The organism is Bacterioplanoides pacificum (assembly GCF_042648445.1).
GTDB classification, from domain to species: Bacteria; Pseudomonadota; Gammaproteobacteria; order Pseudomonadales; family Oceanobacteraceae; genus Bacterioplanoides; species Bacterioplanoides pacificum.
The window spans coordinates 25903-52402 of sequence record NZ_JBHRYB010000008.1 but is presented as its reverse complement, the minus strand read 5'-3'; the positions used below and the strand labels follow the sequence as shown (position 1 = coordinate 52402).

Genomic DNA, 26500 nt, shown 5'->3' with positions numbered 1-26500 from the left:
AGCCTATGCCGCCAGCGCCTCGCCTCCCGCAAACCTCCCGGAACACAAAAGCACGGCAATATGGCAAATGCGGTTTGCCGCTGATCGCATTCTGAGCGACAATGGCGCCTTTTTCAGCGCCAGGCGGGAATCGTGCCGATTTCAGCCGGTGCACTGGCCAGATTTGATATCCGTGCCAGACTAACAACGCCTTGTTTACCGTGATTTTAGGAGTCGCTACATGACATCTCGTTCCGAACTGGCCAATGCCATCCGTGCATTGAGCATGGACGCCGTTCAGAAAGCTAAATCTGGCCACCCGGGTGCCCCAATGGGCATGGCCGACATCGCCGAAGTGTTATGGAACGACTACCTCAAGCACAACCCGGAAAACCCGGACTGGGCCGACCGCGACCGCTTTATCCTGTCGAACGGCCATGGCTCGATGCTGATCTATTCGCTGCTGCACCTGGCCGGCTACGACCTGAGCATCGACGACCTGAAAAACTTCCGCCAGCTGCACTCCAAAACCCCGGGCCACCCGGAGTACGGTTATGCACCCGGCATTGAAACCACCACCGGCCCTCTGGGTCAGGGCATCGCCAACGGCGTAGGTATGGCCACCGCCGAAAAAGTGCTGGCCGCGCAGTTCAACCGCGACGGCCACAACATCGTTGACCACAACACCTACGTCTTCCTGGGTGATGGCTGCATGATGGAAGGCATCTCCCACGAAGCCTGCTCGCTGGCCGGTACACTGGGCTTAGGCAAGCTGATTGCATTCTACGATGACAACGGCATCTCCATCGATGGTGAAGTGGAAGGCTGGTTCACCGACGACACGGTTAAACGCTTCGAATCTTACGGCTGGCAGGTAATTCCACGTGTAAACGGCCACGATCCGGAAGAGATCAAACAAGCGATCGAAACCGCGCGTGCCAACACTGAGCAACCTACCCTGATCTGCTGCAAAACCATCATTGGTTTTGGCTCGCCGAATAAAGAAGGCAAAGAAGAGTGCCACGGCGCACCACTGGGCGACGATGAAATTGCTCTGACCCGTGAGCGTTTAGGCTGGAACCACGGCTCTTTCGAAATCCCTGAAAACGTCTACCAAGGCTGGAGCGCCAAAGCCAAAGGTGCGGCCGCTGAACAAAGCTGGAACGACAAGTTCGCAGCCTATGAAGCAGCCTACCCGGAACTGGCGGCGGAATTTAAGCGCCGTATGGCCGGTGATCTGCCAGCCGATTTCTCTGCCAAAGCTCAGGCCTACATTGAAGAGTGCCAAGCCAAAGGGGAAGAAGTGGCTTCCCGTAAAGCGTCTCAGAACACTCTGAACGCCTTCGGCCCGTTACTGCCGGAGTTCCTCGGCGGCTCTGCCGACCTGGCCGGCTCAAACCTGACGCTGTGGAAAGACGCACAGGGCGTGAGCGAAACCGACGCTTCCGGTAACTACCTGTTCTACGGCGTACGTGAATTCGGTATGAGCGCCATGATGAACGGTATCGCGCTGCACAAAGGGTTTGTTCCTTACGGCGCCACCTTCCTGATGTTTATGGAATACGCCCGTAACGCCGTACGTATGGCGGCGCTGATGAAGCAACGCTCCATCTTTGTGTACACCCACGATTCTATCGGCCTGGGTGAAGACGGCCCGACCCACCAACCGGTTGAGCAAGTGGCTAACCTGCGTAACACCCCCAACCTGGAAACCTGGCGCCCGTGTGACACGGTTGAATCAGCCACCTGCTGGAAATCTGCCGTTGAACGTACCGATGGCCCAAGCGCACTGATTTTCTCTCGTCAGGGTCTGCAGCATCAGCAACGTACCGCTGAGCAGGTAAACAACATCGCCAAAGGTGGTTATATCCTGAAGGATTGCGAAGGCACTCCGGACGCCATCATCATCGCCACCGGTTCTGAAGTGAAACTGGCGATGGAAGCGGCTGAGCAGCTGTCGGGTAAGCAGGTTCGTGTTGTTTCTATGCCGTGTGCCGAGCGCTTCTGCAAACAAGACGCAGCTTACATTGAATCGGTACTGCCAGCGGCGGTGACGGCTCGTGTAGCGGTTGAAGCACTGCACAAAGACTTCTGGTACAAGTTTGTTGGCCTGCAAGGCAAGATCATCGGCATGGACACCTTCGGTGAATCTGCACCGGCTGGTGAACTGTTTAAAGAGTTTGGTATTACCACCGATGCTGTGGTTGAAGCTGTTAACGAATTAACGGCCTAAACCACTATTCCGGCTGATGCCGGGATAGCGTAAAAACAAAGCCGCCATTGTGAAAACAACGGCGGCTTTTTGGTTATGGGAGCCAGGCGATCAGCGTTTGAATTTTCAACATTGATCCGTCAGGTGGCTTGAGGTGATCCGCACTGCGTTTGTTTCTTTCAACTTCCAATCTCAGAGGCTTGGTAATTCTGGCAGCAGAATAATCCGGCCGCTACGATGATCGGGATTTTTTCATTGCAGAATCTCCTGCGTGTAGATTACGAGAAAATTCTACTTTGGACTTCAGCTATTTTTCGGGGGGATTACCGTGGCTCTACATTAATGCGACAAATAAAAAATAATGCGTACCTCCCATGACACACACCCACTAGCCGATAAGGTTCATAATGTAGCTATGTAGGAGGTAACCGATACCAAGCAAACCGAGCCCTGTGATATAAGGCACCCAGAAACCCCAACCGAATTTCTCTGCAAAAAAGAAAGGCATAAAGAACAGGTAGGACAAAGGTGCCCCCACCATCACACTCTTGGCCAGGGTGATTGACATGTCAGCGCTTCGATGCTCTAGGTAGGAAAACAGCAGTGCCAGGATAGAAACCATGGGAAGGGCGATAATAAAGCCTGCCAAATCAGGTTTCTTTCCAGATAACCAAGAGGTAAACGCAATAATGACTGCGGCGGCAAAGACCTTGATTATCGCCTCCATAACTACTCCTTATTCACTCCGACAAATTTACCAGTGTCATTCATATCGTAGAGTTCACCCGCAGCGGAAATCAGCATGTAAGCGATGTCATTCTCCTGTGGATTGTGGACCTTGACGACAAAATAACCGCGACGACGTTCAACAACTTTGATGTTGCTCGCATCAAGCTCGGCCCAGGTCGGACTCAATTTTCCGACACTCAGACCATAGTCTGCTGACGACAGCTGCCTGAGAGCTCGTTGGGCAATCTCGACAACCTGATCTTCACTCACTTGTTTGTGACCCCCGCCATGGGCGATTCCCAGGGGAGAGGCTGACATCAGAAATAGAATCAGTATGATTTTGCATGCCTTCATGGCAATACTCCTGTTCAGTTTTCATTTAGTGGGCGCTGTGATACGAAGCGCCACCATCATCACTGTGCAAGCTCTTAGGCGTTTTGGCTGCCGGAGAATGGGCGCCGTGATACGAGACACCACCGTCATCACTGTGCAGGCCGTTAGGAGCTTTGGGTGTTGTCGGAGAGTGGTCACCGTGATAAGAAGCACCTCCATCATCACTGTGTGAGCCCTTAGGAGCTTCAGCTGTTGCCGAAGAGTGAGCACTGTGATACGAGACACCGCCGTCATCACTGTGCAGGCTATTAGCTGGACCATTGGAATAATCCAACATAGCCATATCCTCATGCACATGGGAGTGATCATCTTTGTTAAGCGGGAAGTCATCCGGGTATTTGCTGTGCAAGTAACCGTGCAACTGGAGTGCCAGCAGGAACAGACCCACCACCATCAGCCCCATATTCGACATTACAGCAAAGCGGGAGAAACTCTCACGTTTACGCCAGGCGGTAAGCACGACCAGCATAATAGCCAGTGCAGCTATCTGTCCCAACTCAACACCAACGTTAAAAGACAGGATTTTTCCAACCAGTCCTTCCTCGCCCAACGGCAACTGCTGCAGGCGGGTTGAAAGGCCAAAACCGTGAATCAGGCCAAAACCAAACACCATCCAGAGCAAGCTGGGCGGCTGGGTTTTCAGGTAGCGCTTAAACCCCCCCAGGTTATCGAAGGCCTTGTAACACACCGTCAAGGCGATAACCGCATCAATTAAAAAGTAATTGATCTTAATACCTGCCAGGGTTGCAAACACCAGCGTGATCGAATGACCGATGGTGAAGGCGGTGATGAACTTGACGATCTCGGTGAACCGGGTCAGAAAGAACATCACCCCGAACAGAAACAGCAGGTGGTCATAGCCGGTGATCATATGAATAGCACCGAGTTCTACAAATTCGAAGTAACTGGCGTTCAACGCCCTTGCCTGATCTTCTGCCGACATGCCGTGCCCAAAAGCCAACGCACTGGCTAAGGCGGCCGCGGCTACTAATAATAACTTAAACATAGACTTTTAACTCTCCAATTATTGAGAAATGGTTTTTTCAGATTGAGAAACAATTTTTGCAGGACGCTGCAATATTCGATACAGCGCTGGTAGTACAAACAGAGTCAGCAGGGTCGATGAGATCACACCGCCGATTACCACGGTAGCCAGTGGACGCTGCACTTCGGAACCAATCCCGGTATTCAATGCCATCGGCACAAAACCCAGCGAGGCAACCAGCGCAGTAGTAATCACCGGGCGCAGCCGCGTTAAAGCGCCGCTGACGATTGCCTCGTCGATACCCATGCCGTCCTTAATCAACTCACGGATAAAGGACACCATCACCAACCCGTTAAGAATGGCGATACCCGACAGTGCGATAAAGCCAACCGCCGCCGAGATAGAGAACGGAATATCCCTCAAGACCAGCGCTAATACACCACCGGTCAGGGCCAGCGGAATACCGGTGAAGATCACCATGGAATCCTTGAAAGAGCGTAGCGCCAACAGCAACAGGCCGACAATCATCACCAACGTTACTGGCACCACCAACATCAAGCGATTGGACGCCGATTGCAAGCTTTGATAGGTGCCGCCGTACTCAACCCAATAACCGGCCGGGATATCCACACGACCGTTAATAGACGCCTGCACATCTTTTACAAAAGAGCCCAGGTCACGACCACGAACATTGGCGGTAACCACCACACGGCGCTTGCCATTTTCGCGGTTGACCTGGTTGAGGCCGTCCACGTATTCAAAGTCGACCAGTTCATTCAGGGGCACATAGCGTTCACCGCTAACTTGTATCGGTAGCGAGCCAAGGCTGTCGAGGTCACTGCGACGTTGCTCGGGCAATCTGACGGTAATGTCAAAACTGCGATCACCTTCGTAGAACAGGCTCGACACCTGACCGCCGATAGCAACTGCCAGCTGATCCTGCAAAGAACGTAGTGTGACTTTGTAGTGCGCCATCTCATCACTGCGCGGCACTATTGTCAGGAATGGCAGACCCTTAGTCTGCTCCACCTGGATATCCACAATACCCTCGACGTCAGCAATGGCCTCTTCGATAGCGCCGCCGACTTCCGCCAGCCTGTCGAGCTCATCACCAAACACCTTGATCGCCAGCTCTGCACGAACACCTGACAGCAGTTCGTTAAAACGCATCTGGATCGGTTGCAGGAACTCATAGCGGTTACCCGGTATGTCGCTGACCAATGCATCAAGCTCTTTAACAATCTCCGCCTTCGGCTTGCCGGAGTCCGGCCACTCAGAGCGGGGCTTGAGAATGATAAAGTTATCCGCCACGCTGGGGGGAACAGCATCGGTGGCCACATCAGCGGTACCCATCTTGGCGAATACCCGCTCGACTTCCGGCAGTTCCTTGATCCTCTCCTCCAGCACCCGCTGGAACTCAATCGACTGCGACAACGAGGTGCCAGGAATCCGCAGTGCGTGCATGGCAATATCGCCCTCGTCAAGATTGGGCACAAACTCACTGCCCAGGCGGGTCGCACCCCAGCCTGAGATCAGCACCAACACCGCTGCAAGGGAAACCACAAGCCAGCGGGCCTTAATGGCTTTCACCAACAAACTTTCATACCCGTTTTGCAGAGCGTTGAAAGCTTTGTTTTCCTTCTCTTCCACCGGTTCCTTGAATAGGAAGGCAATAGCCGCCGGTACAAAGGTAATCGACAGCAACATGGCGCAGCTCAGTGCAATGACTACGGTAAGCGCCATCGGGTGGAACATCTTCCCTTCCACACCGGTCAGCGAGAAGATAGGCAGGTACACGGCGGTGATAATAAATACACCGAACAGCGCTGGTCTGATCACTTCCTTAGTGGCGCTATAAACAACTTCGAGCCGCTCAGACAAAGACATAGATCGGCCGCTTTTAGCCTCTATACCCAGACGCCGCAGACAGTTTTCAACAATGATAATGGCACCATCGACCAGCAGACCGAAGTCCAGCGCCCCCAAGCTCATCAGGTTAGCGCTGACGCGCGTCTGCACCATGCCAGTGATGGTCATCAGCATGGCGATGGGGATAACCGCTGCGGTCAGCAGTGCCGCGCGCACGTTGCCCAGCAGGAAGAACAGGATCACAATAACCAGCAGCGCACCTTCCAGCAGGTTGGTCTGCACGGTTGTTAAGGTCTTGTCCACCAGCTTGGTACGGTCATAAACCGCCGTTGCCACAATGCCTTCCGGCAGACTGGCATTAACGGCCTGCAGTTTTTCCGCCACACCTTTGGCGACGGTGCGACTGTTTTCACCCACCAGCATAAAGACGGTGCTCATCACCACCTCGCGGCCGTTTTGGGTGGCAGCACCGGAGCGCAGCTCCTGTCCTTCTTGAACATCGGCCAGGTCTTTCACCCGCACCGGCACCGCATCAAATGTACGCACCAGGATATTGCCGATTGCCTCCAGGCTACCGGCCTGCCCCGGTACCCGTAGCAACAGCTGAGCACCTTTTTTCTCCACAAAACCGACACCACGGTTTTCATTGTTCTCGGCAATCGCCGCGATCAATTCCTGTTGGGTAACCTGATAAAACAGCAGCTTTTCCGGCTTGATAGCCACCTGGATTTCACGCTTAAAGCCACCGATTGGGTTGACTTCGACCACACCGGGTACTCGCAGTAGCTGTGGACGGATAATCCAGTCGTGAGCGGTCCGCAAATCGGTAGGCGTGATCAATGAACCGTCTTCCTTGGTTGCACCGGGTTCGGCATCGACGGTGAACATAAAGATCTCACCCAACCCCGTAGCAATCGGCCCCAACTCCGGGTCCATTGAACTAGGCAGCTTAGCCTTGGCCGTCGATAGACGTTCATTGACTAACTGGCGGGCAAAATAAATATCGGTATCGTCACTGAAGATGATCGTTACCTGGGACAGGCCATAGCGGGACACCGAACGCGTGTATTCGAGATTCGGCAATCCGGCCATCGCGGTTTCAATCGGAAAAGTGACCCGTTGCTCGACTTCAAGCGGGGTATAACCGGACGCCTCGGTGTTGATCACCACTTGGACATTGGTAATATCCGGCACCGCATCAATCGGCAGGCGGGTAAAATTCCAGGCCCCCAATGCGCACAGAAAAAGTACCGCGACCATTATCAGCGTGCGGCCATTCAGCGATGACCGCAGTATCATGTCTAACATAAGAACCTCGTGGTCGTGGGATTAGTGATCGTGGGAAGCGCCGGACTTGTCGATGTCGGCCTTGATGACATAGCTGTTGCTGGTCACGTACTCGGTACCGGTCTCAAGCCCGCCCAGCACTTCGGCCCATTCACCGGCCTGCGCGCCGAGTTCCAGCATGCGAACTTCATAGGTTTCACCCACTTTGGCGTAAACCACCTGGAAATCGCGGAAGGCCTGGATGCCATCGCGTTTGACCGATAGCGAAACATCGTAACGGGCAACCGTAATACGGCCGTGAACAAAAGCGCCTGGGCTGAATACGCCCGCAGCGTTATCAATCGCTATCCGTACCGGAAAGCCCCGCCCCTCGATGATTTCTGCCCCGATGTAGCTAATGACACCTTCAGCCGGTTGTTCAACGCCGTCGACTTCCAGCACCACCGGACTACCCATCCGAACTTTCGAGCGGTCCTGTGGAAATACATAAATTTCGGCAACTAGTTCTCGATTGTTGATCAGGCGCAGCAAGGTCTGCCCGTCAGTTTGCTCTCCGGCGCTGACATAACGGCCGGATACCACGCCGTCAATCGGTGCTTTAATGGTGTAGGCATTCAAGCCCTGGTTGCTTTCAATGGTTACCAGTGAATCGCCTTTCTTCACCTGGCTACCCAGCTTGACATGAACTTTCTTAACAACACCGGCAAAGCGCGCCACAATGTCGCGTGTGTTTTCAACCGGATTGATCAACTCACCATAAGCGGTGATTGTCTGGTGAATGGTGCCCGGACCGGCTTTCGCCGTTTCGATACCGTTAGCTGCGGCGATGTCATCCTTAATATCCACCCGGCCCTCAAAATTGTCATAGGCCCAGCGGTAAGTCTTGCCCTGATAGTCGGCATTCAGTTCCACCGCGAAGGAGTGGGGTTCATAGATGGCCATGTCACCGCGCAGATAACCCTCCTGGCGGTAGAAACCGATCCGGTCATTCACATCACCGAGGCGCTTGAGCACCACCCGAACCTTGACATCATCAGGGCTCAGGGCCTGACCGTTCATAGTGGCCCAGACCCGAAACTCCGGCGGCACGCCGTCTTCAAAAATGGCCAGCTCAATGGCAAAGCCGTCCTGTCTCAGCATGCGGCCATTGTTCGGCCCCTTTTCCACTTCTTCATAAGCCGCCGCTTCTTGGTTTTCGACGGCATAGGCTGGCGCTGACATCACAGTGCCTGTCACAATCAGAGACAGGGCTATGGCAACACCGGGTTGAATTAATCGTTTCATTAAAATTTCTCCTCAGACTCAGATGGCCACACCGGCCAGGCGCTCGATTTCGACACGGTTCAGGTGGGCCTTGAATTGCAGGTCAAGCAAGGCAGCCTGGGCTGCAAGAAGTTCCCGCTGGGCCGAGCTCCATTCTTCAAAGCTGTACTTGCCCAGCTTGTAGGCCTTCTCCGCCTCCTTTAGAGCACGCTCAATGCGCGGAATAATGTCCTGCTTAAGCGCCGCTTCAGAATCCTGATAACGCTCGAAGGAACGCACATAGTTGGCCAGTTGGGCCTCCATGCGGATACGCATTGCCTCGGCGTTAGCCCGAGAGACGGCCTGCTGGGCCGACAAAGCACTCACCTTGCCTTTGTTCCTGTCGCGACTGCCCAATGGAACGCTAAAACCTGCCACCACGCCGTAGTCATTAGTGGCCTCATAACGGCGCACCCCCGCGTTGACGCGCCACAGTGCCTTAGCTTCAGCCTTCGCAATATCAATCTTCGATTGGGCCAGTCGTTCCTCACTCAAGAACAGCTGGATATTGGGGTTCTGCGCCAAGCGCTCACGAATGGCAAACAAGTTCACTGGTTGGTCCGGCACATCCAAACTGCCCTGAACAGTGGCGAAGTCCGGCTGGAACTCGCCCCATTGGGCAGCCAGATTCTGGATGGCGGAGTCGATCTCATAGCCGACGTCATTGAGTACCAGTTTTTTCTCTGACAGGTTAGCTTGTGCGCGATATAAATCTGCATGCGGAGCCGCGCCAGCCTTCACCCGCTTGGCTACTTCGCTTTGCACACGTTCAAGCTGGGTAATCGCGTCAAGTTCCAGCTGTTTCTTTTTCTGGAAGAACAACGCGGCCAGATAGTAGCGGGCTGTTTCCGCCGCGATGTCTAGGCGTTTGACTTCCTGTTGCGCGATAAAGGTATTTTTTTGACTGCGAGCAGCGAGGGTCCGTTTGTCCAGCAACTCCCCCTCTAGCAGCCAGCTCAAGCTCAAGGTGGACTGGGCATTGTCGATGCCATTGAAATCACCAGAACCAAAAGCATCTTCGACAACGAAACTCAATTCCGGTCGCTCCCCGATGCCCGCCTGCTGGATATAACCATCAGCGCTTTTCAGCAGCTCGCGATAACCGGGTAACTCCGGGTGTTGCAGCAGCGTTTTCGTGAGCGCGTCCTGCATGGTGATAGACGCCATGCGCTCGGTTTGTGCCTGCGCAGATACCGGGAGCCAAACTATCAACGCGCAGAGCATCGTACTGATTGATATCCTACCTCTCACATAAAACCGACCCGCAATCGGTTTCTTAGGCGAAAAAAAAGGTACTTTGAGTACCGGCAGCACCACTCGATAAAACCGACTAACAATCGGTTTTAAAAATGGCAGAATAGGTGGTTTCTTCATAAGGTATTCCTAGTGAGTAAACAGAGTCTCGATGACGTGGTGAACACTATCCACGCTGAGCAAACACAATAAGGCAATGACACTGAGCAGCGCCATCATCAACACTAACGGTACGCTGCGGGCCGGTTGAGCCAGCATCAGGTACGCTACCCGCGCCTTAACCTCACTGTCACCAAAGGCGCACTTCAGAGAGGCCATATCCCCAGTCGCGCCGTAGGCCCGCATCAGTTTGGTAACTTTCAGTAATGTCATAGCCACATCAGCCCGGTTCGTCCCCTGAGACACCGCACATTCATCGGCACACTGCTCCATACACAATGACATCGCCTTGCGCATCGGCTGCGCAACACGCGAGGGAAAGAATGAAGATAGAAAGCTGAATACAAGCTTTTTCAGGGAATCTCTGCGTTCGACGTGGGCTTGCTCATGCTGCTGCACAATCTGGAGTTCGTTCTTCTCCAGCTGATCAATCAAGCCGGTGCTGATAAATACTTCAGGCACCAGAAAACCCGCCGAAAAAGCCTGGGGCACCTTGCTCTCCAGTAATTGCTCATCATTCAGCGCCAGCTTCAGCAAGCCATAAGCCCTAAGGTGAGTGGCTGCACTGCGATAGGTCTTGACCGCGACAGCAACAAATATCAGTAACAGCAACAGGGAGGGATAAGCATGCCAGCTATAAAAATTAAACGCGTTGACGTGATGCCAGTGCATCAACTGCCCGACCCAGGACACATCAACCGAGAGTGACAAAAGGAAGAAGACGGATACCCCCAAGGCAAGTAGCCAAGGGGTAGACACCGCCAACCATAGCAACCGGCGCCGACCGCTGGCATCGATAGATTGCCAGGGAGTACGAAATAAGCCGACAGCACTAACCGCTGCCACGCCAAAAAAGAAAGCGAGCGTCGCCACAGCAAAAAAATTAAGAAACAGAGCCAGGCCACCAATGATCACGCTAGCTACTCCGAGCGGGCATTATTGCGTTGTTGTTCAATCAGAGTTTCCAGCTCCGACAGTTCATCATCGGAGAGGCTGGATGACATGGAGGTAAACGCCGCGTGCAGGGCATTCTCGGTAGGCTTGAAGAAATCCTTGGTCACATCCGCAACCAGCTCGCCGATAAAAGCGTCTTTGCTCATGGCTTGGCGGTACACATAGGCATAGCCCTGCTTTTCCCGCTTGAGCAGGCCTTTTTTAAACAGGCGATCCAGTGTGCTCTGAATCGTATTCAAAGACCCGCCCCGCTTCGTCTCAAAGTAGGCATGCACCTGCTTGGCATCCGCTTCTTCATGGCTCCAGAAATACTGTAAAGCCGCTTTTTCGAGTTCTCCCAGATTCACAGAACAACCTTCAAATTAATGCTTGGATATGCGGACGATTATTGCTCATATAAAACCGACCGTCAATAGGTTTTATCCTGCATCTGAAATTTTGATCAGAATTTCGGATGAACATCACAACAGACAAATTTGCTATCTCATCGCCTCATTCCAAATTTTTGGCCAATCCTGTGGTAATCCCCCCGAAAAATACCTATTTTAGGAAGTGTTATGTCGACGAGCGCACACAAAGACCAATCCCAGCCAACCAATAACCTCTGGATCAAGCAGCCACTGGCTTGTTTTACCGCCAACAACAGCGATGCCACAAACGGCATTGTCGTCAATGGCGATCGCATTGTTGAGCTGGTCGCCACGGGTGCCCAGCCCCAGTCGGATATTCATCACACCTTTGACGCCCGTGAGCATGTGTTGCTACCGGGGCTGGTAAACACGCACCATCACTTTTATCAAACCCTGACCCGGGCCTGCCCTCCGGCACTCAATAAGAAGTTATTTCCCTGGCTACAAACCCTGTATCCGATCTGGGCCAGACTAACCCCCGAAGCACACGCCAGCGCCACCGAACTGGCCATGGTGGAGCTGATGTTGTCAGGCTGTACCACAGCAGCCGATCATCATTATTTATTCCCGCAGGGGATGGAGCACGCCATCGACCAGCAGGCCGAGGTCGCGCTGGCATTGGGTATGCGAGCCACCGTCACTCGCGGCTCAATGACGTTAAGCCAGAAGGACGGCGGTTTGCCGCCAGAGAGCGTGGTACAAACCGAGCAGCAGATTATTGATGACAGTGAGCGGCTGATTAAGCAATGGCACCAACAGGATGACCAGCAATTGGTGGAAATTGCGCTGGCGCCCTGCTCGCCGTTTTCGGTGACGCCAGAGATCATGAAAGCCAGTGCCGAACTGGCACAGCGTTACCAGGTGGGTTTACACACTCATCTGGCGGAAACCGAAGACGAAAATACTTTCTGCCTGCAGATGTTTGGTTTGCGCCCGCTGGATTATCTGGAGTCGGTCGGCTGGTTGAATGATCGCACCTGGCTGGCCCACGGTATTCATTTTAACGATGCAGAAATTCAGCGCCTCGGCCAGGCCGGTACTGGTATCTGCCATTGCCCATCATCGAATATGGTGCTGGCGTCGGGCATCTGCCGGGTCAATGAATTACAAGCGGCCGGCAGCCCGGTCGGGCTGGGCGTGGATGGCAGCGCCTCCAACGATCACAGCAATTTAATGCAGGAAATTCGCCAGGCATTACTGATTCAGCGCCTGCGCTATGAGGCGGATGAATTTACTCATCAGGATGCTTTATCACTGGCCACCAGAGGCTCAGCCAAGCTGTTAGGCCGTGCGAATATCGGCGAACTGGCAGTGGGTAACAAAGCCTACCTGGCGTTATTTAAACTGGACGGAACCACGCTTCAGTGGTGCTCACGATCCGTTGGCAGCACTGGTGTTGTGTGGTGCCTCACAAGCCGATGCGGTGATGATCAACGGCCACTGGAAAGTCAAAGACAAACAATGGCTGGAAGGTGATATCAACGAACGGATGGCCCGCCACCGTCAGGCTGCCAGCGCCCTGTTGCGCTGATAACGAATGTGAAACAGTTCAGATCCTGAGGCATTGGTCAGCGCATCAGCCGCGCTGACTTTTGCAATCAGCCATCACTTTCATCTACTATGGCTAAGCGATGTATCAATAACATACTCAGGGAGGATATCGTATGAAGAAATTTATCTCGACACTGATCACCGGTTGCCTGCTGGCGGCCCCGACACTGGCGCTGGAACTGGCCAAATACCCGAAAGCCTTCAGTACACACGACGGTGTGAATATTGTGGTAGCCCCCAGCAAAGACGGGCAGCAAGCCTTGCTTAAAGTCAGTGGCATTAATCACGACATCGACGGAGTGGTGTTCCTCAGTGATATCGTCTCCCGCGGTGGTGATACCAAAGCGTACCAGTTCAAACGTGATGGCGAACAACGCGCGTTATTATTACGCCAGAAAGGCTGGCGCGGTGAATATTACGAAGCCTTCCTGCCAGAACAAGGGCGAGTAGGCCTGGCAGCTGACGAAGAACTTAAAAAGAGTGTCGACCTGACCGCCCTGCTGGCGTTATATCAGCAACAAAAAGCCAAAGGTGTGCAGGAAAAAATCGCCCGCTTTGATCGTCAGGGTCATCAGGCCGAAGATAATAAAGCGCTGGCCGCAATGGATAACGACACCAATGCCGCCTGCGGCAGCAAGCTGACGACTAAAGTGAACTGGGATAACACCTCAGATGACATCATGATGGCCGTCAGTATCCCGGGCTATTGTGGTGTGGTGGCCGATCAGCTGGAAACCCTGTGCAACAATGAACCGGCATTTAAAGCCAGAGTTCAGGCGATCAAAACCATTCATTGTGAATTCGGCGACAAACTGAAAGTAGAGATGGCGGCTGATCAGCTGAATTTCACCACCGCCAAAAATGAACCGAATCAGGGTGAATTTGTACGCTCTTATTTCCGTAATCTGTAATTATTAAAGCCTGTTCCCGGGCCATAAAATAGCCGCCAGCAATTCAGTGTTGCTGGCGGCTTTTTTATTAGCCAAAGTCAGTCACAATAGAATCAGATTAATCCGGTTTGCTGTAACTGTTGTTGTTGTTCTATTACATGTTGCTGAATATTTTTTAATAACTGAGTGCGGGTTTCCGTGGTTAACTGGCGCAGTTTTTCTGAAGCTTTCGGCGCTTCAAACGGGTTACCGGATAACAGCTGGCTGCGCAGATATTCAGCACGCTGGTAAAAAGCCGAAATAGCGCTGACGTATTGATGTGGCATTTCAAAAATTGCAGACCCTTCCTGGGTGGTATTCCAGAAAAACGTATCCAGCTGGTATTTATCCGGCTGCATACTCATATCGTTATTTTGTGGCGCCTGATCAAATTCATCGACCCAGCTTTGTAAGCGTTCGACATTCACCTGCATTTCTCCCAGCAACGACTGCTGCACATGGTACACATCGCGCTGGTGTTGCAGATTCTCAAATTCGATGGCTTTTTCAAAACCGGAATTGGCTGCCAGATAAACACCCACCACCGTTGCCAATAAAGTAAATAACTGGCCCAACCAGAATTCTTTGTTAACTTTTTCAGACATAAATAGCCTCTTGATTCCCTGAGGAAGTTATTGATAGAAAAGTGACCTGATACAGGTATGCCGGACTTTAGCACTTTTCCGGTGGCAGGTAAGCGGCCATTTATCGGATCCGTGAGCTACTCAACACAGCCTTGTGCAACCGCTGACAACAGCGCGCTTGATCTGCCTTATGAAGTGGCGATGACTATTCTGCCCGGTACTTGCGGGCCTGATGTCAGCTTCTAGACTTAAGTCACCTTCTGCGTCGGGTTGACATTATGTGGTTTACTAAAAAACACTCAAACCAGCATCTGCAACAAACACAGACTTCAGCACAGGCGCTGGAGCAGGCATTAAAGGATCACAATGCCATGATTGAGTTTACCCCGGAGGGAATCATCATCGATGCTAATGATCTGTTTCTGCAGCTGGTGGGTTATCAGCGTGACGATATTATTGGTCAGCACCACCGGCTGTTTTGCGATGATAGTTACGCCGCCAGCCAGGAATATCAGGACTTCTGGCGCCAGCTGGCACAAGGGCAGTTTCAGTCCGGTTCATTCTCACGCCGGCGCCGCGATGGTGAGCGCTTATGGCTGCGGGCGACGTATTTCCCGGTAAAAGAAAACGGCCGGGTGACCCGGATAATCAAACTGGCACAGGACGTCAGTGAAAACACCGATAAACGCCATCGCCAGGAAGCCATTCTGGAAGCGCTGGACCGCTCACAGGCCATTATTGAGTTTTCTCCGGACGGTACCATCCGGAATGCCAACAAAAACTTTCTCGATACCATGGGTTATACGCTAACCGAGCTACAGGGAAAACATCATCAGTTATTGTGTGATGAGCAGTTTTATCAGCAACAACCGGATTTCTGGCAACAATTACAGAGCGGCCGGGCACAACGTGGTAAGTTTTGCCAGCATCATAAAAACGGCCGTGAAGTCTGGCTGGAAGCCAGTTATAACCCGATTCTCGATGATCAGGGCAAGGTCGTCCGGGTGATTCAATTCGCCAGCGATATCAGCCCGCGGATCGAGCAGGCACTGGAGCTGAAACAGGCTGCCGAGCTGGCCCATGAATCATCATTACACACCCTGAGTCAGGCCAGCGAAGGAGAAAAACTGCTGCAACAAAGCGTCAGCTCCTCCACCAGCGTTGCCACTCAGGTAGCGGACATTGCCCGGCGCATTAATGAACTGAGCGCAAAGTCGGCAGAAATTTCTGCCATCGTGACCACCATCAGCAGCATTTCCGAACAAACAAATCTGCTGGCACTGAATGCCGCCATTGAAGCCGCCCGCGCGGGTGAACACGGCCGTGGCTTTGCCGTGGTGGCCGATGAGGTGCGTAATCTGGCATCACGCACCAACAGCTCAACCCAGGAAATTGACGAAATGGTTAAAGCCAACGAAGCACTGACCAAAGCCGCCATGGAAGAAATGCAACAGGCCGAAAACCAGACCCGGAAAGTGGGTGAACAAATCAGTCTGGCGGCAGAGGTTATCAGCCAGATCCGCGACAGCGCTGAGCAGGTAAAACAAACCGTCGCTCAGCTATCACAGGATTAACAGACCTCTAATTCACCGCTCAGATCCTTGCCGCGCATCTGCCGCAGCCGTTCGATCAGCTGTAACATGCCATCGAGCGTCTGCAGCTCAGCGTGTTCGCCGATTTCGCGGGCAAAGGCATCCGGATCATGCAGCCCGCTGCGGCGCTCCAGCGCCAGCATGTCATCGTCCACCGCCAGACACAAAGACCCATCGCTCAGGACTTCCAACACCGGATTTTTTGCTAACGTCACCATCTGCAATAATAACCGGCGCATTTCATCCGTCAGGAATTCATCTGCCTGAGCGTGTGATTTCGCCCAACACCGGAGATGGCGGTTAAAGGTATCGTCTTCCGATTTATATTCCACACCATCAAAGCGTTTGCCGCGATCGCCGCTGATCCCCATCCAGACGGAGTCTCCCAGCGTGGTGATCAGGCTGTGTCGATAATACTCCTGGCGTTCGGTACGGGTGCGCAAATTCCCTTTGGAATCGGTGTAACTGGTGACCTTGCGGACGACATAACGATACTGGCAGATACGATAACCGAAACTCTGCTGCTGCCCTTCAAAATAGCCCTGACATAACCGGGTGACACGCCGCTCATCATTACCCCGGCGAAAATCATGGAAGCGTTTAACCAGAGATTCCGCCTCTTTGACGCCGTCTACTTCCAGCACCTCCAGGCCGTTATTAAACAACGCATCACGCTGAGTAATCCGATCCGACAACGGCGCCCGCCAGTTGGCCTGGCGGTACAGCTTATACGCCAGCCAGATTGATGCCGGAATCTGTATCAGCGCCAGAGCAACCCCCGGATCTCCCAGGCTGACCGGAAAAATAAATTCACCAATCGTCTGCAGCGTGGACCAGTAAAAATATTGCCAGTGAGGAATAAAACTCAGCGCCAGAACCAGCAGTGCAACCAGCAACACCGCTACCCAGGGTGGGTTAATTTTTTTAACGGCCCAGGTATCTGGCCCTTTTCGGCATACCACAAAGCGGCTCCGGCCAAAGCTACTACCGGTAGCCAGTAGCCGGAAAAACGCAGCACGATAAACACCGGCATAAATACCTCAGGGATATCGACAAACATCGCCGCGCCGGCAATCAGACCACAAACAAACAGCACCAGCGCCAGCAGCCGCCAGTGATTCTGACGATAATCCAGCGGCCCGGGATGATGTTTCAGGCTACGGATCAGTGCCACCAGATCGCCCTGCGATTGCGCCTGCTCCACTTTCTCTTGTAACGCGGCGACATTCTGGCCGACTTTATGATTGTGCATAACAGAAATCCAAACTTAACCACTCACACTATTGATTCAACTAACTTTAGTTAGATATAAAAATAAATCAGATATAATGCACCATAACGCAGGCTTTTGGATAGCAGAATTAACCACCATACCCGCTGCCAGGGTGCTTTCAGAATGCCCGCCAGCAATGTCAGCGGATCACCAACCAGCGGCAGCCAGGCCAACAACAAACTCCACACACCATAACGCTGAAACCAGCGCTCTGCCTGTTGCCAGCCAGGTCCGGTTAACCTGCCACGCCGCTGAAGCTGTTCGTGGGCCCAATACCCCAGCGCATAATTGAAATAACTGCCAAATGTGTTGCCGGCCGTTGCCAGCACCAGGGTAGGTACAACTGCGAACTGCTGCGACCACATCAACCACAACAACCATTCCGACCCGAACGGCAGAATGGTGGCCGCACTGAAAGACAATAAAAATAAAACGCCGTAACCCGGCTGCAGAAATTCCATCAGATCCTGTTCCGCTGCCCGACATATCTGCCAGGGCATAAAAAAACCCTGGCCGCTTGGCGCCCAGGGTTTGTAAAAATACCAGACTTGTTAATTATTACTCAGATGTCGATCACATCAAACGGCACCAGCGGATTAACGTCAGCGTCATAGTCAATCCCGGCAATGCCAAAACCGAATAATTTCAGGAATTCATCTTTGTATTCCTGATAGTCGGTTAACTCGCGCAGATTTTCATCCGTCAGGGTTGGCCATAACGCCTGGCAATGGTCCTGTACGTCGGCACGCAATTCCCAGTCATCCAGCCGCAGGCGGTTCTCTTCATCAACCTCAGGGGCAACCCCGTCAGCACGGTATAAACGTTCACGGAACATGCGATTGATCTGTTCAATACAGCCTTCATGAATACCCAGTTCGCGCATCTTTTTAAACGCCATGGCGATATACAGAGGCATCACCGGGATCGCCGAACTGGCCTGGGTCACAACACTTTTTAACACCGCCACATTGGCGCTGCCGTTCAGTTGCTGCATGCGCTGATCAATGGCCCGGGCGGCACGGTCGAGGTCTTTTTTCGCTTCACCCAACGCCCCATTCCAGTAGATCGGCCAGGTAATTTCGGTGCCGATGTAACTGTAGGCCACGGTTTTACAACCGTCGGCCAGCACACCGGCATCCGCCAGCGCCTGCATCCACAATTCCCAGTCCTGACCGCCCATTACGGTCACGGTATCGTCTATTTCCTGCTGACTGGCCGGTTCCACTTCGGCCTCAAACAGGGTGTCTTTATTGGTATCGACGGCTGTGGCTTTATACACCTCACCCACCGGTTTCAGTGCTGAACGCACCAGCTCACCGGAATCCGGCAGTTTACGTACCGGTGACGCCAGCGAATACACCACCATATCCACCTGACCCAGGTCCTGTTTAATCAGCTCAATGGTTTTGTTTTTCGCTTCGTGGCTGAAGGCATCCCCATTCAGGCTTTTGGCATACAAGCCGGCGTCATGGGCCAGCTGGTCGAATGCCGCAGAATTATGCCAGCCTGCCGTACCGGCTTTTTTCTCCGTTGCCGGCTTCTCAAAAAACACGCCGATGGTCGCCGCACCACTACCAAAAGCCGCCGTAATACGCGAAGCCAGGCCGTAACCGCTGGAAGAACCAATCACCAGCACTTTCTTCGGACCCTTACCGATCTCCCCCTGTGCCCGGGTGATATTGATCTGCTCCTGAACATTGGCTGTGCAGCCCACAGGATGAGTGGTGGTACAGATAAAACCGCGAATCTTGGGCTTAATAATCATGGGATGTCCTTGTGAAACGAATTGGCTGGCAGTGTAGCGCCCAGCTGTGACAGCTTTTCATCAATGAGGCCAGCTTATAGCAGACAGAAGCGCACGAGAAGTCCAAACAACTGTGCCAACACGTCAATTGTGGGTTTCCCCACCACTTCTGCCTGCTGACAACAAGACACTCAGCGGGACCGCTTCATTTGCAATAAAGCGTGCAACCACTGTTGTGCTGATTCCGCTTGCATATCAGCAATAAAAGAAGCGCTCTGGCGGCGGTTATTAATCAGATTTTCCTGTAGATATTCCTGTGTCTCAAAGCGTGCAACAGCAGCCAGCTGTTCTCCTAACAGACTTGCCGACGCTAACTCTGAATCCCAGTCACATTCTTCCATAAACCCCAGATCATACAGCTGAGCATATACCTCGGGGATTTTTTCGTAGCTTCTGATGATATAGGCGACATCCAAAGCATCTTTTGCCCTAACCATGGGTTCCCTTTCTGTCCAGGCAACCAACTTCAGCAATATCATAGTTACCGGACTGGCAACCGGAACAATACACTCCGGGTCTTCCTTAAGTTTTACCAACCAGGCATTCTCAAGCGCTTCAGGAAAGCCCAGAGTCGACATTTTAAAGTCGCCATCCGGCGGCCAGCTTATATCCCGGGTACCATCACTGACCTCACCAAAAGGCAACAAATCCAACTCCCAGGGGATGCCCTCGTGATCGCTAAAATGCAGACGATATTTCAGCTTTTTATCTTCATGAAAACCCAGCTGAATCAGTGAAGACTTCAACCGATCAAACTCATCCCAACCTGCAATTTGAACAGCAAAATCCACATCTCTTGTACCTCGCTCAATCCGGGCGCCATAGCCATGATGCAAGACCAGATCCCGGGACAGAGCGCCAACAATCAGAAAGCTGATTTTCTGTGCATGCGCACACTGCTCCACAAGCTGATACATTTCCACCAAACCAGCAGGGAGTTTACCCGCCACATCAATCAAGGAATGCCTCTTTAATCCTGCTCGCCGCATCCATATTTCGGCTATCGCCTGTTTCTATCAGATCGCTATAAATAACTAATGGCGGTGCCGTTATCCGATCGTTTTCCAACAACCAGAAGGCTTCATACAGATCAATGCGAATTTCAGGCTTTTCTTCACTTTTTATTCTTCGGAGTCGGGCCGTACGGATAAAATCCGTTTGATTTTTCTTATTCAGATAAACCAACCCATCTCTGGGATTCAGATAATTTGATAATTCTCTGGCGGCTATTTCACCACTGAATTGAAAGCCAGACAGGTTTTCAATATTTTTCCACCAGTCGGGGTCATCCGATGTGAAGTGCCCGATCAGTTTTTTGTTTCTTATCTGATACGGGTACGCTTCAGCCCAGCGCTCAATCAGCTGCTGCTTATTGCTGAGCTCCACATATTTTCCTTGCTTGCGAATATAACCATGAGCCAGTAAATCTTTATAAACTGCGCTGGTAGAACCTAAAGACACTCCCGAGTTTTCTGAAATGGTTCTCAGAGAAGAAGAGACCAGTTCCTCGTTATTCAGAAGTGAAAATATGACTTTAAGGCCACTGGGCTGGAATGACTTTCCTGTTTTGCCATCAGGAGAGCTGGAAACCACTTTCGAAGAAGCAGGCTGATGGCCGACGGAGACTATATGATAACCCTGATTATTAATGCAGGCATTCCCGGAAGCATCCATATACTGAAAGCCCAGCTTACGCCAGCGGGTAGCAGTACGGGCACTGATTACCGGGGTGGCAATGATAAGCTGATCTTTCTGTGGCCTGAGCAGCTCAAGATCAGCAACATTCAGTGCCTCCATATCCTCTCGGAATAACCAATAAACCGCTAGCCGGATATCGTCATCCAGCTTCACACTGGCTCCAATATTAGATAAGCCACTGCTATCTTCAGCCATTGCAATATCCAGATTCACTCTGCGGCTCAGTGCCCGGGCACAGTCTTCTGCGGCATTAATGGGATGCATGATTAAACACCTATATGTTCAACAATAGTGAACGTTCAATATTATTGAACATAGTCTGAAATAAAGCAGTATGCAAGGCCCTAAACCAACTCAACGGCCTGGCTGGCCAGTGCGGACCACTTTCTGGTCAGTGCGAACTAAGGCGCCAGCCACTTGCAACGCTACACTGGCCAGCATCAATAACAATAAACGGAGACCATTATGCCATCCGCTTTTTTCCGCCCTGTTTGTGCCCTGCTGCTGAGTCTGCCATTACTCAGCGCCTGCGATTCTTCCCCTAATACCCTTGCCGGTGATGGTGCCAGCGCCAGCACGGTGGCCGCAAACCAGCAACTGGCGCAGCAGTTACCACTGGCTGATCAACGCGACTTTGAACAGGCCAACCGGGGCTTAATAGCCAAGCCTGAATCACTGGAAGTACGTAACGATAACGGAGAAGTTATCTGGCGCCTGGCCGATTATGACTTTGTCCAGGGCGATGCCCCGACCAGTGTTAACCCAAGCCTGTGGCGTCAGGCCAAACTGAATAATATTCACGGCCTGTTTAAAGTGCAGGACGGCATTTATCAGCTGCGCGGTTTTGATTTATCGAATATGACGCTGATTGAGGGTAACAGCGGCTGGATTGTGATTGATCCGCTGACGGCGAAAGAAACCGCGAAGTTCGCCATGGATTTCGCCATGCAGCACCTGCCGCAAAAACCGGTCTCCGCGGTATTGTTTACACACAGCCATATCGATCACTTTGGCGGTGTGCTGGGGTTAATAGATCGCGCCGCCAATAACGATATCCCGGTGATTGCGCCCCACGGTTTTCTGGAAGAAGCGACCAGTGAGAATATCATCGCCGGACCAGCCATGACCCGTCGCGCCAGTTATATGTACGGTCGCGAGCTGGTACGCAACGCCCAGGGCCACGTTGGTTCAGGGCTGGGCAAAGGTCCGGCCTTCGGCACCTTTGGCATCATTGAGCCCAATGTTCTGATTGACCAGACCGGCCATGAGATGACCATTGACGGTGTGCCCTTTATTTTCCAATACACCCCCGAGTCCGAAGCACCAGCGGAGATGACGTTTTACCTGCCACAACATAAAGCCTTTTGTGGTGCGGAACTGGTGTCACGCAATATGCACAACCTCTACACGTTACGCGGTGCCAAGGTGCGGGATGCGCGTAAATGGAGCGCCTATATCGATCAGGCGCGGGAATTATTTGCCGACGCCGACACCTACTTTGCCAGCCACCACTGGCCAATCTGGGGACAGCAACAGATCCAGGCGTTTCTGAGCGGCCAGCGCGATACCTACAAATACATTCATGATCAGACGGTGCGCCATCTGAACAACGGCCTGACCGCCGGTGAAATTGCTGAACGGCTGCAGCTGCCCGACAGCCTGGCGCAGAATTTCTCTAACCGCGGTTATTACGGCACGCTGAAACACAACAGCCGGGCAGTGTATCAGGGCTATATGGGTTGGTATGACGGCAATCCGGCGCACCTGGATCCGCTGCCTGAAAGTGAAACCGCCAGCCGTTATGTACAACTGGCGGGGGGCAGCCTGGCGCTGTTCCGGCAAGCGGAAACCGCCTTTCAACAAGGTGACTACCGCTGGGCGGCAGAGCTGTTAAATCACCTGGTATTTGCCGACCCCGATCATCACTCCGGTCGTCAGCTGCTGGCGCGCAGTTATCGGCAGCTGGGTTTCCAGTCCGAATCCGGCCCCTGGCGGGACGTCTATTTATCCGCCGCGCAGGAGTTGCTTCAGGGCGTGAGTGATAACGCCATCGATATCAGTAAAATGAAAGACGTTCTGATGCAGTCGCCGGTCAGTAACTTTTTTGATTCGATGTCGGTACGGCTGAAAGCGGAACAGGCTGATGAATTCCAGTCACTGGTGATTCATTTCACCGATCTCAATGAAAGCCACTATTTATGGATTGAAAACGCGGTGTTACATCACCGGCCGGTGCGCGCCAGTGATAATTCCGAACTGCGCCTCAACGTCAGCCACGAATTGTTTGTCGATATGTTGCTGGGCAGTGCCGGATTAAAACAAACCCTGTTGTCGGATGAGTTATCCGTTGATGGCAGCGTGCTGGAGCTGATCCGTTTTTTCACCTTGTTTGAAAAGCCGGAGACTAACTTTAATCTGGTGACGCCATGATGTCCGGATCGTGATACTGACCGGGTTTCATCCCGGTCCAGCGCTGAAAGGCACGGCTGAAGTTACTGCTGTCGCTGAAACCGGTGCGGTGAGCCACTTCTGCCACCGCCACGCCCTGCTGCAATAACCGGCAAGCCAGTTGTTGCCGCGCGCGCTGCAGACATTCACGGAAGCTGGTGTTTTCGGCCGCCAGATAACGCCGCAAAGAGCGTTCACCAATACCCAGCCGGGCGGCGATATCAGCCAGTGATGGCTCCCCGGCTACCAGCAGCGTCAATATACTTTGCTCCACCCGGGCCTGCCAGCCCAGTGCCTGCAGCCCCGCCAGATAACGGCGTACCTCATTTTCGTTGGCCTGGCGTAACTCGGCATTGCCCATGACCCGCGCAGCCGCCAGTCCGGCACGACTGAACCATAAGCAGTTAGTGGGCGCCGCAAACCGTAACGGCGATCCGAATACCTGCTGCCAGGGAGCCGGATCAGCCGGTGCCGGCCGTACCAGTTCGGCCCCGGCCACCAGCTGATCGGCACCGCTCAGTTGCTGACTGAAACGTACCATAGTGGCAAAAAATGCTTCACTGGCCATCGGACTGGTATACACGTCGGCCAGCGGATCCACCACAAACCCCACCCGACCGGGCTGGTGTACCAGCCGGACGTTCACCGTGTCGGACACCAGCGCATGGTATTCGGCCAGTTTTTCGATAGCCTGCAACATACTGTCGCAGGTCATCACCACCAGCCCCAGAGCACGGAAATGCATAGGTTGAGCAAAGTCAGCCAGGCTCAGGCCAAAGCTGCTGTCGCCCGTCGCCGCTTCACTCAACTGCCATAACTGCGACATGTGGTCGATGGCCACCCGGCCATCAGGATTTTGCTGTAGCTGCAGCCGATCAATGCCGGCCTGGCTAAAGAGAGGTGCCGGATCAATGCCACGCTGCTCCAGCGCCCGGGCAATAGCCAGCGGCCAGGCAGCAATGGTGCTGTAAAATCGTTGCGGCTGACGCGCCAAGGTTTTCAGGATCCCGCGCTCGCCACATCCGGATCAAGGCGACTGAGGCGCTGCTGAACCGCCTGCAACCACTGCTGCAACGCAGCGTCGCGGTACAGCCGGGTTAGTGCCTGAATGCCATCGTTCGGAGTGCGGCGATAGGTATATAACAGAAATTCGCGGCTTTCATTGCGCATGGTTTGTTGCCAGTTGGCCGGCGGTTGCCAGCCCTGCAGTACAGCCTGTAGCTGGGCAAATACCGACGCCCGGGTGTTCATCAGCAGCTTGCTGAAATGCATCGCCTGATCCAGCTCGGTAATCACCTGTAAACGACTGGCTGCCGGCGGCTGACGGCGCAGCTTCTGCACGTAAGCGAGAAAGCCTTTGGTGTCCTGATCCACCACCGTGCTGTTTTCTTTTTCCCGGGCCCGTTGCATCAACTGATGATTCAGCGCTTCCAGCAGCGTCTGCTGCGATGTTTCATCCAGCGGCTGTAACGCTTCCTTCAGCACCCGGGTCAGCCGCTCCGGGCTCCATAACGACGATACCCGGCTGGCAACCTGATACTGAAACCCCAGTGCGGCCTGCTCCTCGTTGAGTACTTGTTGAGCCAGGTTACGAGCCTGCAGACTGAGTCCGGTCAGCCCCGACAGCTGCACTATACTGTCGGCCAGTTGCTGCTGCGGCGTCTGCGCGCTCTGCCCCTCCTGCTGCTCTGCCAGTGAACCAGCCACCGGACTGGCCTGCAACGGCCCGGCCGTAATCAGGGCCAGAGTCATAAGGCCAATGAGAGGCACACCTTTCATGCTTTTTCCACTCCTGCTGCGGGGTCATTAAACTGATCTTTATCGAGGCCACCTTCACTATTGGCAACCACCACAGAAACCATAGCATCTCCGGTAACATTTACCGCCGTGCGGATCATATCCAGAATACGATCGACACCCAGAATCAGACCAATCCCCTCTGCTGGTAATCCGGCCTGGTCGAGTACCATAGCCAGCGTCACCAGACCAACACCGGGAACACCGGCGGTGCCAACCGAGGCCAACATGGCGGTCAGTACCACCAGCATGTAGTCCATCATATCCAGCTGCAACTGGAATGCCTGAGCAATAAACACGGTTGCCACCCCCTGCATAATGGCGGTGCCATCCATATTAATGGTGGCCCCCAGCGGCACAGCAAAGGATGCCACGCGGTTATTCACCCCCAGCCGTTGTTCAACCGCCCGTAACGTCACCGGAATGGTGGCATTGCTGGATGCGGTACTGAAAGCAAATAACTGCACATTACGCAGTTTGCGCAAAAATATCAGCGGCGACAGGCCAGTGAGGGTTTTTAATAACAGCGGATACATCACCAGCGCATGCAACAGCAGCGCCATAATCACCGTCAGCATATACAACGCCAGATCACCAATGGTGCCCAGCCCTTTGCTGGCAAAAATGCTGAACAACAAGGCAAACACGCCAAACGGAGCAAGCTGCATCATCAGTGTCACCAGCTTCATCAGCACTTCGTTCCAGTGGTTAAACGCAGCGCCAATGCGCTCACCGGCTTTCCCGGCCTGACCAATAGCGATACCAATCAATACCGCAAACACAATCACCTGCAACATCTTGCCTTCGGCCATGGCCTTGATGGGATTGGTTGGAAAGATATCGACCAGTACGTCTTTCAGCGAGCGGGCTTCCGGCGGCACATAATTGCCCTGGGTTTCAATCGAAGCGCCAACCCCGGGGTCGAGCAGGTTGGCCAGAAACAAAGCCAGGGTAATCGCCAGCCCGGTGGTCAGCAGATACAGCACGATGGTTTTCAGGCTTAACATGCCAAGACTGCTCTGATCCTTCAGATGACAGACTCCACACACCAGTGACACAAATACCAGCGGTACCACCATCACCTTCAGACTGGCGATAAAAATCTGGCCAATAACGTCAAACACGCCTTCCGCTAATACCTGTTTCAGCACATAGCGCAGTGTCTCGTTCAGTTCCGGATTGGCCAGCGCGACATGAGCCAGGCTGCCAAGCAGCACCGCCAATACCATCGCAATCAGCACGTTACGGGTCAGATTCATACAGGCTCCTTATTATTATTGCTCGCCGCACC

At 53.2% G+C, this 26500-nt stretch carries 22 protein-coding genes and 2 pseudogenes; 6 read left to right on the top strand and 18 right to left on the bottom strand.

Features of this window, described 5'->3' with window-relative positions; genetic code table 11:
• The first annotated feature begins 220 nt into the window (after positions 1–220).
• Complete coding sequence (gene tkt, locus ACFOMG_RS10175; RefSeq protein WP_376866429.1) at positions 221–2212, top strand: transketolase; 1992 nt, start codon at positions 221–223, stop codon at positions 2210–2212.
• Positions 2213–2579: 367 nt separating this feature from the next.
• Here tkt and ACFOMG_RS10170 read toward each other — a convergent pair whose 3' ends face one another.
• Genes ACFOMG_RS10170 through ACFOMG_RS10135 form a run of 8 tightly spaced genes read right to left on the bottom strand, consistent with a single transcriptional unit; the run spans position 2580 to position 11470 of the window.
• Positions 2580–2918, bottom strand: a complete 339-nt coding sequence (locus ACFOMG_RS10170) for a hypothetical protein (RefSeq protein ID WP_376866427.1) — start codon at positions 2916–2918, stop codon at positions 2580–2582.
• A 2-nt stretch (positions 2919–2920) separates the two neighbouring features.
• Positions 2921–3274, bottom strand: coding sequence for a DUF6488 family protein (locus ACFOMG_RS10165; protein WP_376866425.1), 354 nt, complete (start codon positions 3272–3274; stop codon positions 2921–2923).
• A 25-nt stretch (positions 3275–3299) separates the two neighbouring features.
• Positions 3300–4319: a HupE/UreJ family protein gene (locus ACFOMG_RS10160; protein WP_376866423.1), complete on the bottom strand. Its 1020-nt coding sequence runs from the start codon at positions 4317–4319 to the stop codon at positions 3300–3302.
• 18 nt (positions 4320–4337) lie between these two features.
• Positions 4338–7475 (bottom strand): efflux RND transporter permease subunit, encoded by a 3138-nt coding sequence (locus tag ACFOMG_RS10155; protein ID WP_376866422.1) that lies wholly within the window; start codon positions 7473–7475, stop codon positions 4338–4340.
• 21 nt (positions 7476–7496) lie between these two features.
• The gene (locus ACFOMG_RS10150) at positions 7497–8738 is read right to left on the bottom strand and encodes an efflux RND transporter periplasmic adaptor subunit (protein ID WP_204997500.1); all 1242 of its coding nucleotides are present in this window, start codon (positions 8736–8738) and stop codon (positions 7497–7499) included.
• Between the two features lie 18 nt (positions 8739–8756).
• Positions 8757–10130, bottom strand: coding sequence for a TolC family protein (locus ACFOMG_RS10145; RefSeq protein ID WP_268905418.1), 1374 nt, complete (start codon positions 10128–10130; stop codon positions 8757–8759).
• Between the two features lie 9 nt (positions 10131–10139).
• A complete protein-coding gene (locus ACFOMG_RS10140) occupies positions 10140–11084 on the bottom strand; it encodes a M56 family metallopeptidase (RefSeq protein WP_204997498.1) in 945 nt (314 codons plus the stop codon).
• A 5-nt stretch (positions 11085–11089) separates the two neighbouring features.
• Positions 11090–11470, bottom strand: coding sequence for a BlaI/MecI/CopY family transcriptional regulator (locus ACFOMG_RS10135; protein ID WP_204997497.1), 381 nt, complete (start codon positions 11468–11470; stop codon positions 11090–11092).
• A 210-nt stretch (positions 11471–11680) separates the two neighbouring features.
• On the opposite strand from ACFOMG_RS10135, the pseudogene ACFOMG_RS10130 reads away from it, so the two are divergent.
• Positions 11681–13064: pseudogene (locus tag ACFOMG_RS10130) on the top strand (8-oxoguanine deaminase).
• A 133-nt stretch (positions 13065–13197) separates the two neighbouring features.
• Positions 13198–13995 (top strand): hypothetical protein, encoded by a 798-nt coding sequence (locus ACFOMG_RS10125; protein ID WP_376866419.1) that lies wholly within the window; start codon positions 13198–13200, stop codon positions 13993–13995.
• Positions 13996–14087: 92 nt separating this feature from the next.
• Here the strand turns inward: ACFOMG_RS10125 and ACFOMG_RS10120 are convergent, their stop codons facing one another.
• The gene (locus tag ACFOMG_RS10120) at positions 14088–14618 is read right to left on the bottom strand and encodes a hypothetical protein (protein ID WP_376866418.1); all 531 of its coding nucleotides are present in this window, start codon (positions 14616–14618) and stop codon (positions 14088–14090) included.
• Between the two features lie 257 nt (positions 14619–14875).
• Here ACFOMG_RS10120 and ACFOMG_RS10115 point away from each other — a divergent pair.
• A pseudogene (locus ACFOMG_RS10115) lies at positions 14876–15640 on the top strand (PAS domain-containing protein); the annotation flags it as partial.
• Positions 15623–16171, top strand: a complete 549-nt coding sequence (locus ACFOMG_RS10110) for a methyl-accepting chemotaxis protein (RefSeq protein ID WP_376866541.1) — start codon at positions 15623–15625, stop codon at positions 16169–16171. The pseudogene ACFOMG_RS10115 and the gene ACFOMG_RS10110, both read left to right, overlap by 18 nt.
• Here ACFOMG_RS10110 and ACFOMG_RS10105 read toward each other — a convergent pair.
• From ACFOMG_RS10105 to ACFOMG_RS10080, 6 genes are all read right to left on the bottom strand, one after another.
• Positions 16168–17151 carry a hypothetical protein gene (locus ACFOMG_RS10105; RefSeq protein WP_376866417.1) on the bottom strand — a complete coding sequence of 328 codons (984 nt, stop codon included), beginning with the start codon at positions 17149–17151 and terminating at the stop codon, positions 16168–16170. The genes ACFOMG_RS10110 and ACFOMG_RS10105 overlap by 4 nt on opposite strands.
• Complete coding sequence (locus ACFOMG_RS10100) at positions 17091–17441, bottom strand: hypothetical protein (RefSeq protein WP_376866416.1); 351 nt, start codon at positions 17439–17441, stop codon at positions 17091–17093. The genes ACFOMG_RS10105 and ACFOMG_RS10100 overlap by 61 nt, the downstream gene beginning before the upstream one ends.
• A 50-nt stretch (positions 17442–17491) precedes the next feature.
• Positions 17492–17962, bottom strand: coding sequence for a YqaA family protein (locus ACFOMG_RS10095; protein ID WP_376866415.1), 471 nt, complete (start codon positions 17960–17962; stop codon positions 17492–17494).
• A gap of 62 nt (positions 17963–18024) precedes the next feature.
• A complete protein-coding gene (fabV, locus tag ACFOMG_RS10090; protein WP_376866414.1) occupies positions 18025–19227 on the bottom strand; it encodes an enoyl-ACP reductase FabV in 1203 nt (400 codons plus the stop codon).
• Positions 19228–19397: 170 nt separating this feature from the next.
• Entirely contained in the window at positions 19398–20216 is an 819-nt protein-coding gene (locus ACFOMG_RS10085) for a nucleotidyl transferase AbiEii/AbiGii toxin family protein (protein WP_376866539.1), read from the bottom strand.
• A 1-nt stretch (position 20217) separates the two neighbouring features.
• On the bottom strand, positions 20218–21228 hold the full coding sequence (locus tag ACFOMG_RS10080; RefSeq protein WP_376866413.1) for a type IV toxin-antitoxin system AbiEi family antitoxin: 1011 nt from the start codon (positions 21226–21228) through the stop codon (positions 20218–20220).
• Between the two features lie 201 nt (positions 21229–21429).
• Here ACFOMG_RS10080 and ACFOMG_RS10075 point away from each other — a divergent pair, with 201 nt between their 5' ends.
• Positions 21430–23394, top strand: a complete 1965-nt coding sequence (locus ACFOMG_RS10075) for an alkyl/aryl-sulfatase (protein ID WP_376866410.1) — start codon at positions 21430–21432, stop codon at positions 23392–23394.
• Here the strand turns inward: ACFOMG_RS10075 and ACFOMG_RS10070 are convergent.
• From ACFOMG_RS10070 to ACFOMG_RS10060, 3 genes are read right to left on the bottom strand one after another with little or no spacing between them, the layout of a single operon-like run.
• Positions 23375–24406 carry an AraC family transcriptional regulator gene (locus ACFOMG_RS10070; protein ID WP_376866409.1) on the bottom strand — a complete coding sequence of 344 codons (1032 nt, stop codon included), beginning with the start codon at positions 24404–24406 and terminating at the stop codon, positions 23375–23377. The genes ACFOMG_RS10075 and ACFOMG_RS10070 overlap by 20 nt on opposite strands.
• Before the next feature lie 5 nt (positions 24407–24411).
• Positions 24412–25191, bottom strand: a complete 780-nt coding sequence (locus ACFOMG_RS10065; protein WP_376866408.1) for a hypothetical protein — start codon at positions 25189–25191, stop codon at positions 24412–24414.
• Entirely contained in the window at positions 25188–26468 is a 1281-nt protein-coding gene (locus ACFOMG_RS10060; protein ID WP_376866406.1) for a dicarboxylate/amino acid:cation symporter, read from the bottom strand. The genes ACFOMG_RS10065 and ACFOMG_RS10060 overlap by 4 nt, the downstream gene beginning before the upstream one ends.
• Positions 26469–26500: the final 32 nt, after the last annotated feature.

What these genes read in the sequence shown, in the direction of transcription:
- tkt (WP_376866429.1), top strand. Translation starts at nt 221, where the DNA reads ATGACATCTCGTTCCGAACTGGCCAATGCCATCCGTGCATTGAGCATG.
- ACFOMG_RS10170 (WP_376866427.1), bottom strand. Translation starts at nt 2,918, where the DNA reads ATGGAGGCGATAATCAAGGTCTTTGCCGCCGCAGTCATTATTGCGTTT.
- ACFOMG_RS10165 (WP_376866425.1), bottom strand. Translation starts at nt 3,274, where the DNA reads ATGAAGGCATGCAAAATCATACTGATTCTATTTCTGATGTCAGCCTCT.
- ACFOMG_RS10160 (WP_376866423.1), bottom strand. Translation starts at nt 4,319, where the DNA reads ATGTTTAAGTTATTATTAGTAGCCGCGGCCGCCTTAGCCAGTGCGTTG.
- ACFOMG_RS10155 (WP_376866422.1), bottom strand. Translation starts at nt 7,475, where the DNA reads ATGTTAGACATGATACTGCGGTCATCGCTGAATGGCCGCACGCTGATA.
- ACFOMG_RS10150 (WP_204997500.1), bottom strand. Translation starts at nt 8,738, where the DNA reads ATGAAACGATTAATTCAACCCGGTGTTGCCATAGCCCTGTCTCTGATT.
- ACFOMG_RS10145 (WP_268905418.1), bottom strand. Translation starts at nt 10,130, where the DNA reads ATGAAGAAACCACCTATTCTGCCATTTTTAAAACCGATTGTTAGTCGG.
- ACFOMG_RS10125 (WP_376866419.1), top strand. Translation starts at nt 13,198, where the DNA reads ATGAAGAAATTTATCTCGACACTGATCACCGGTTGCCTGCTGGCGGCC.
- ACFOMG_RS10120 (WP_376866418.1), bottom strand. Translation starts at nt 14,618, where the DNA reads ATGTCTGAAAAAGTTAACAAAGAATTCTGGTTGGGCCAGTTATTTACT.
- ACFOMG_RS10100 (WP_376866416.1), bottom strand. Translation starts at nt 17,441, where the DNA reads ATGCACAATCATAAAGTCGGCCAGAATGTCGCCGCGTTACAAGAGAAA.
- ACFOMG_RS10095 (WP_376866415.1), bottom strand. Translation starts at nt 17,962, where the DNA reads ATGCCCTGGCAGATATGTCGGGCAGCGGAACAGGATCTGATGGAATTT.
- fabV (WP_376866414.1), bottom strand. Translation starts at nt 19,227, where the DNA reads ATGATTATTAAGCCCAAGATTCGCGGTTTTATCTGTACCACCACTCAT.
- ACFOMG_RS10080 (WP_376866413.1), bottom strand. Translation starts at nt 21,228, where the DNA reads ATGCATCCCATTAATGCCGCAGAAGACTGTGCCCGGGCACTGAGCCGC.
- ACFOMG_RS10075 (WP_376866410.1), top strand. Translation starts at nt 21,430, where the DNA reads ATGCCATCCGCTTTTTTCCGCCCTGTTTGTGCCCTGCTGCTGAGTCTG.
- ACFOMG_RS10065 (WP_376866408.1), bottom strand. Translation starts at nt 25,191, where the DNA reads ATGAAAGGTGTGCCTCTCATTGGCCTTATGACTCTGGCCCTGATTACG.
- ACFOMG_RS10060 (WP_376866406.1), bottom strand. Translation starts at nt 26,468, where the DNA reads ATGAATCTGACCCGTAACGTGCTGATTGCGATGGTATTGGCGGTGCTG.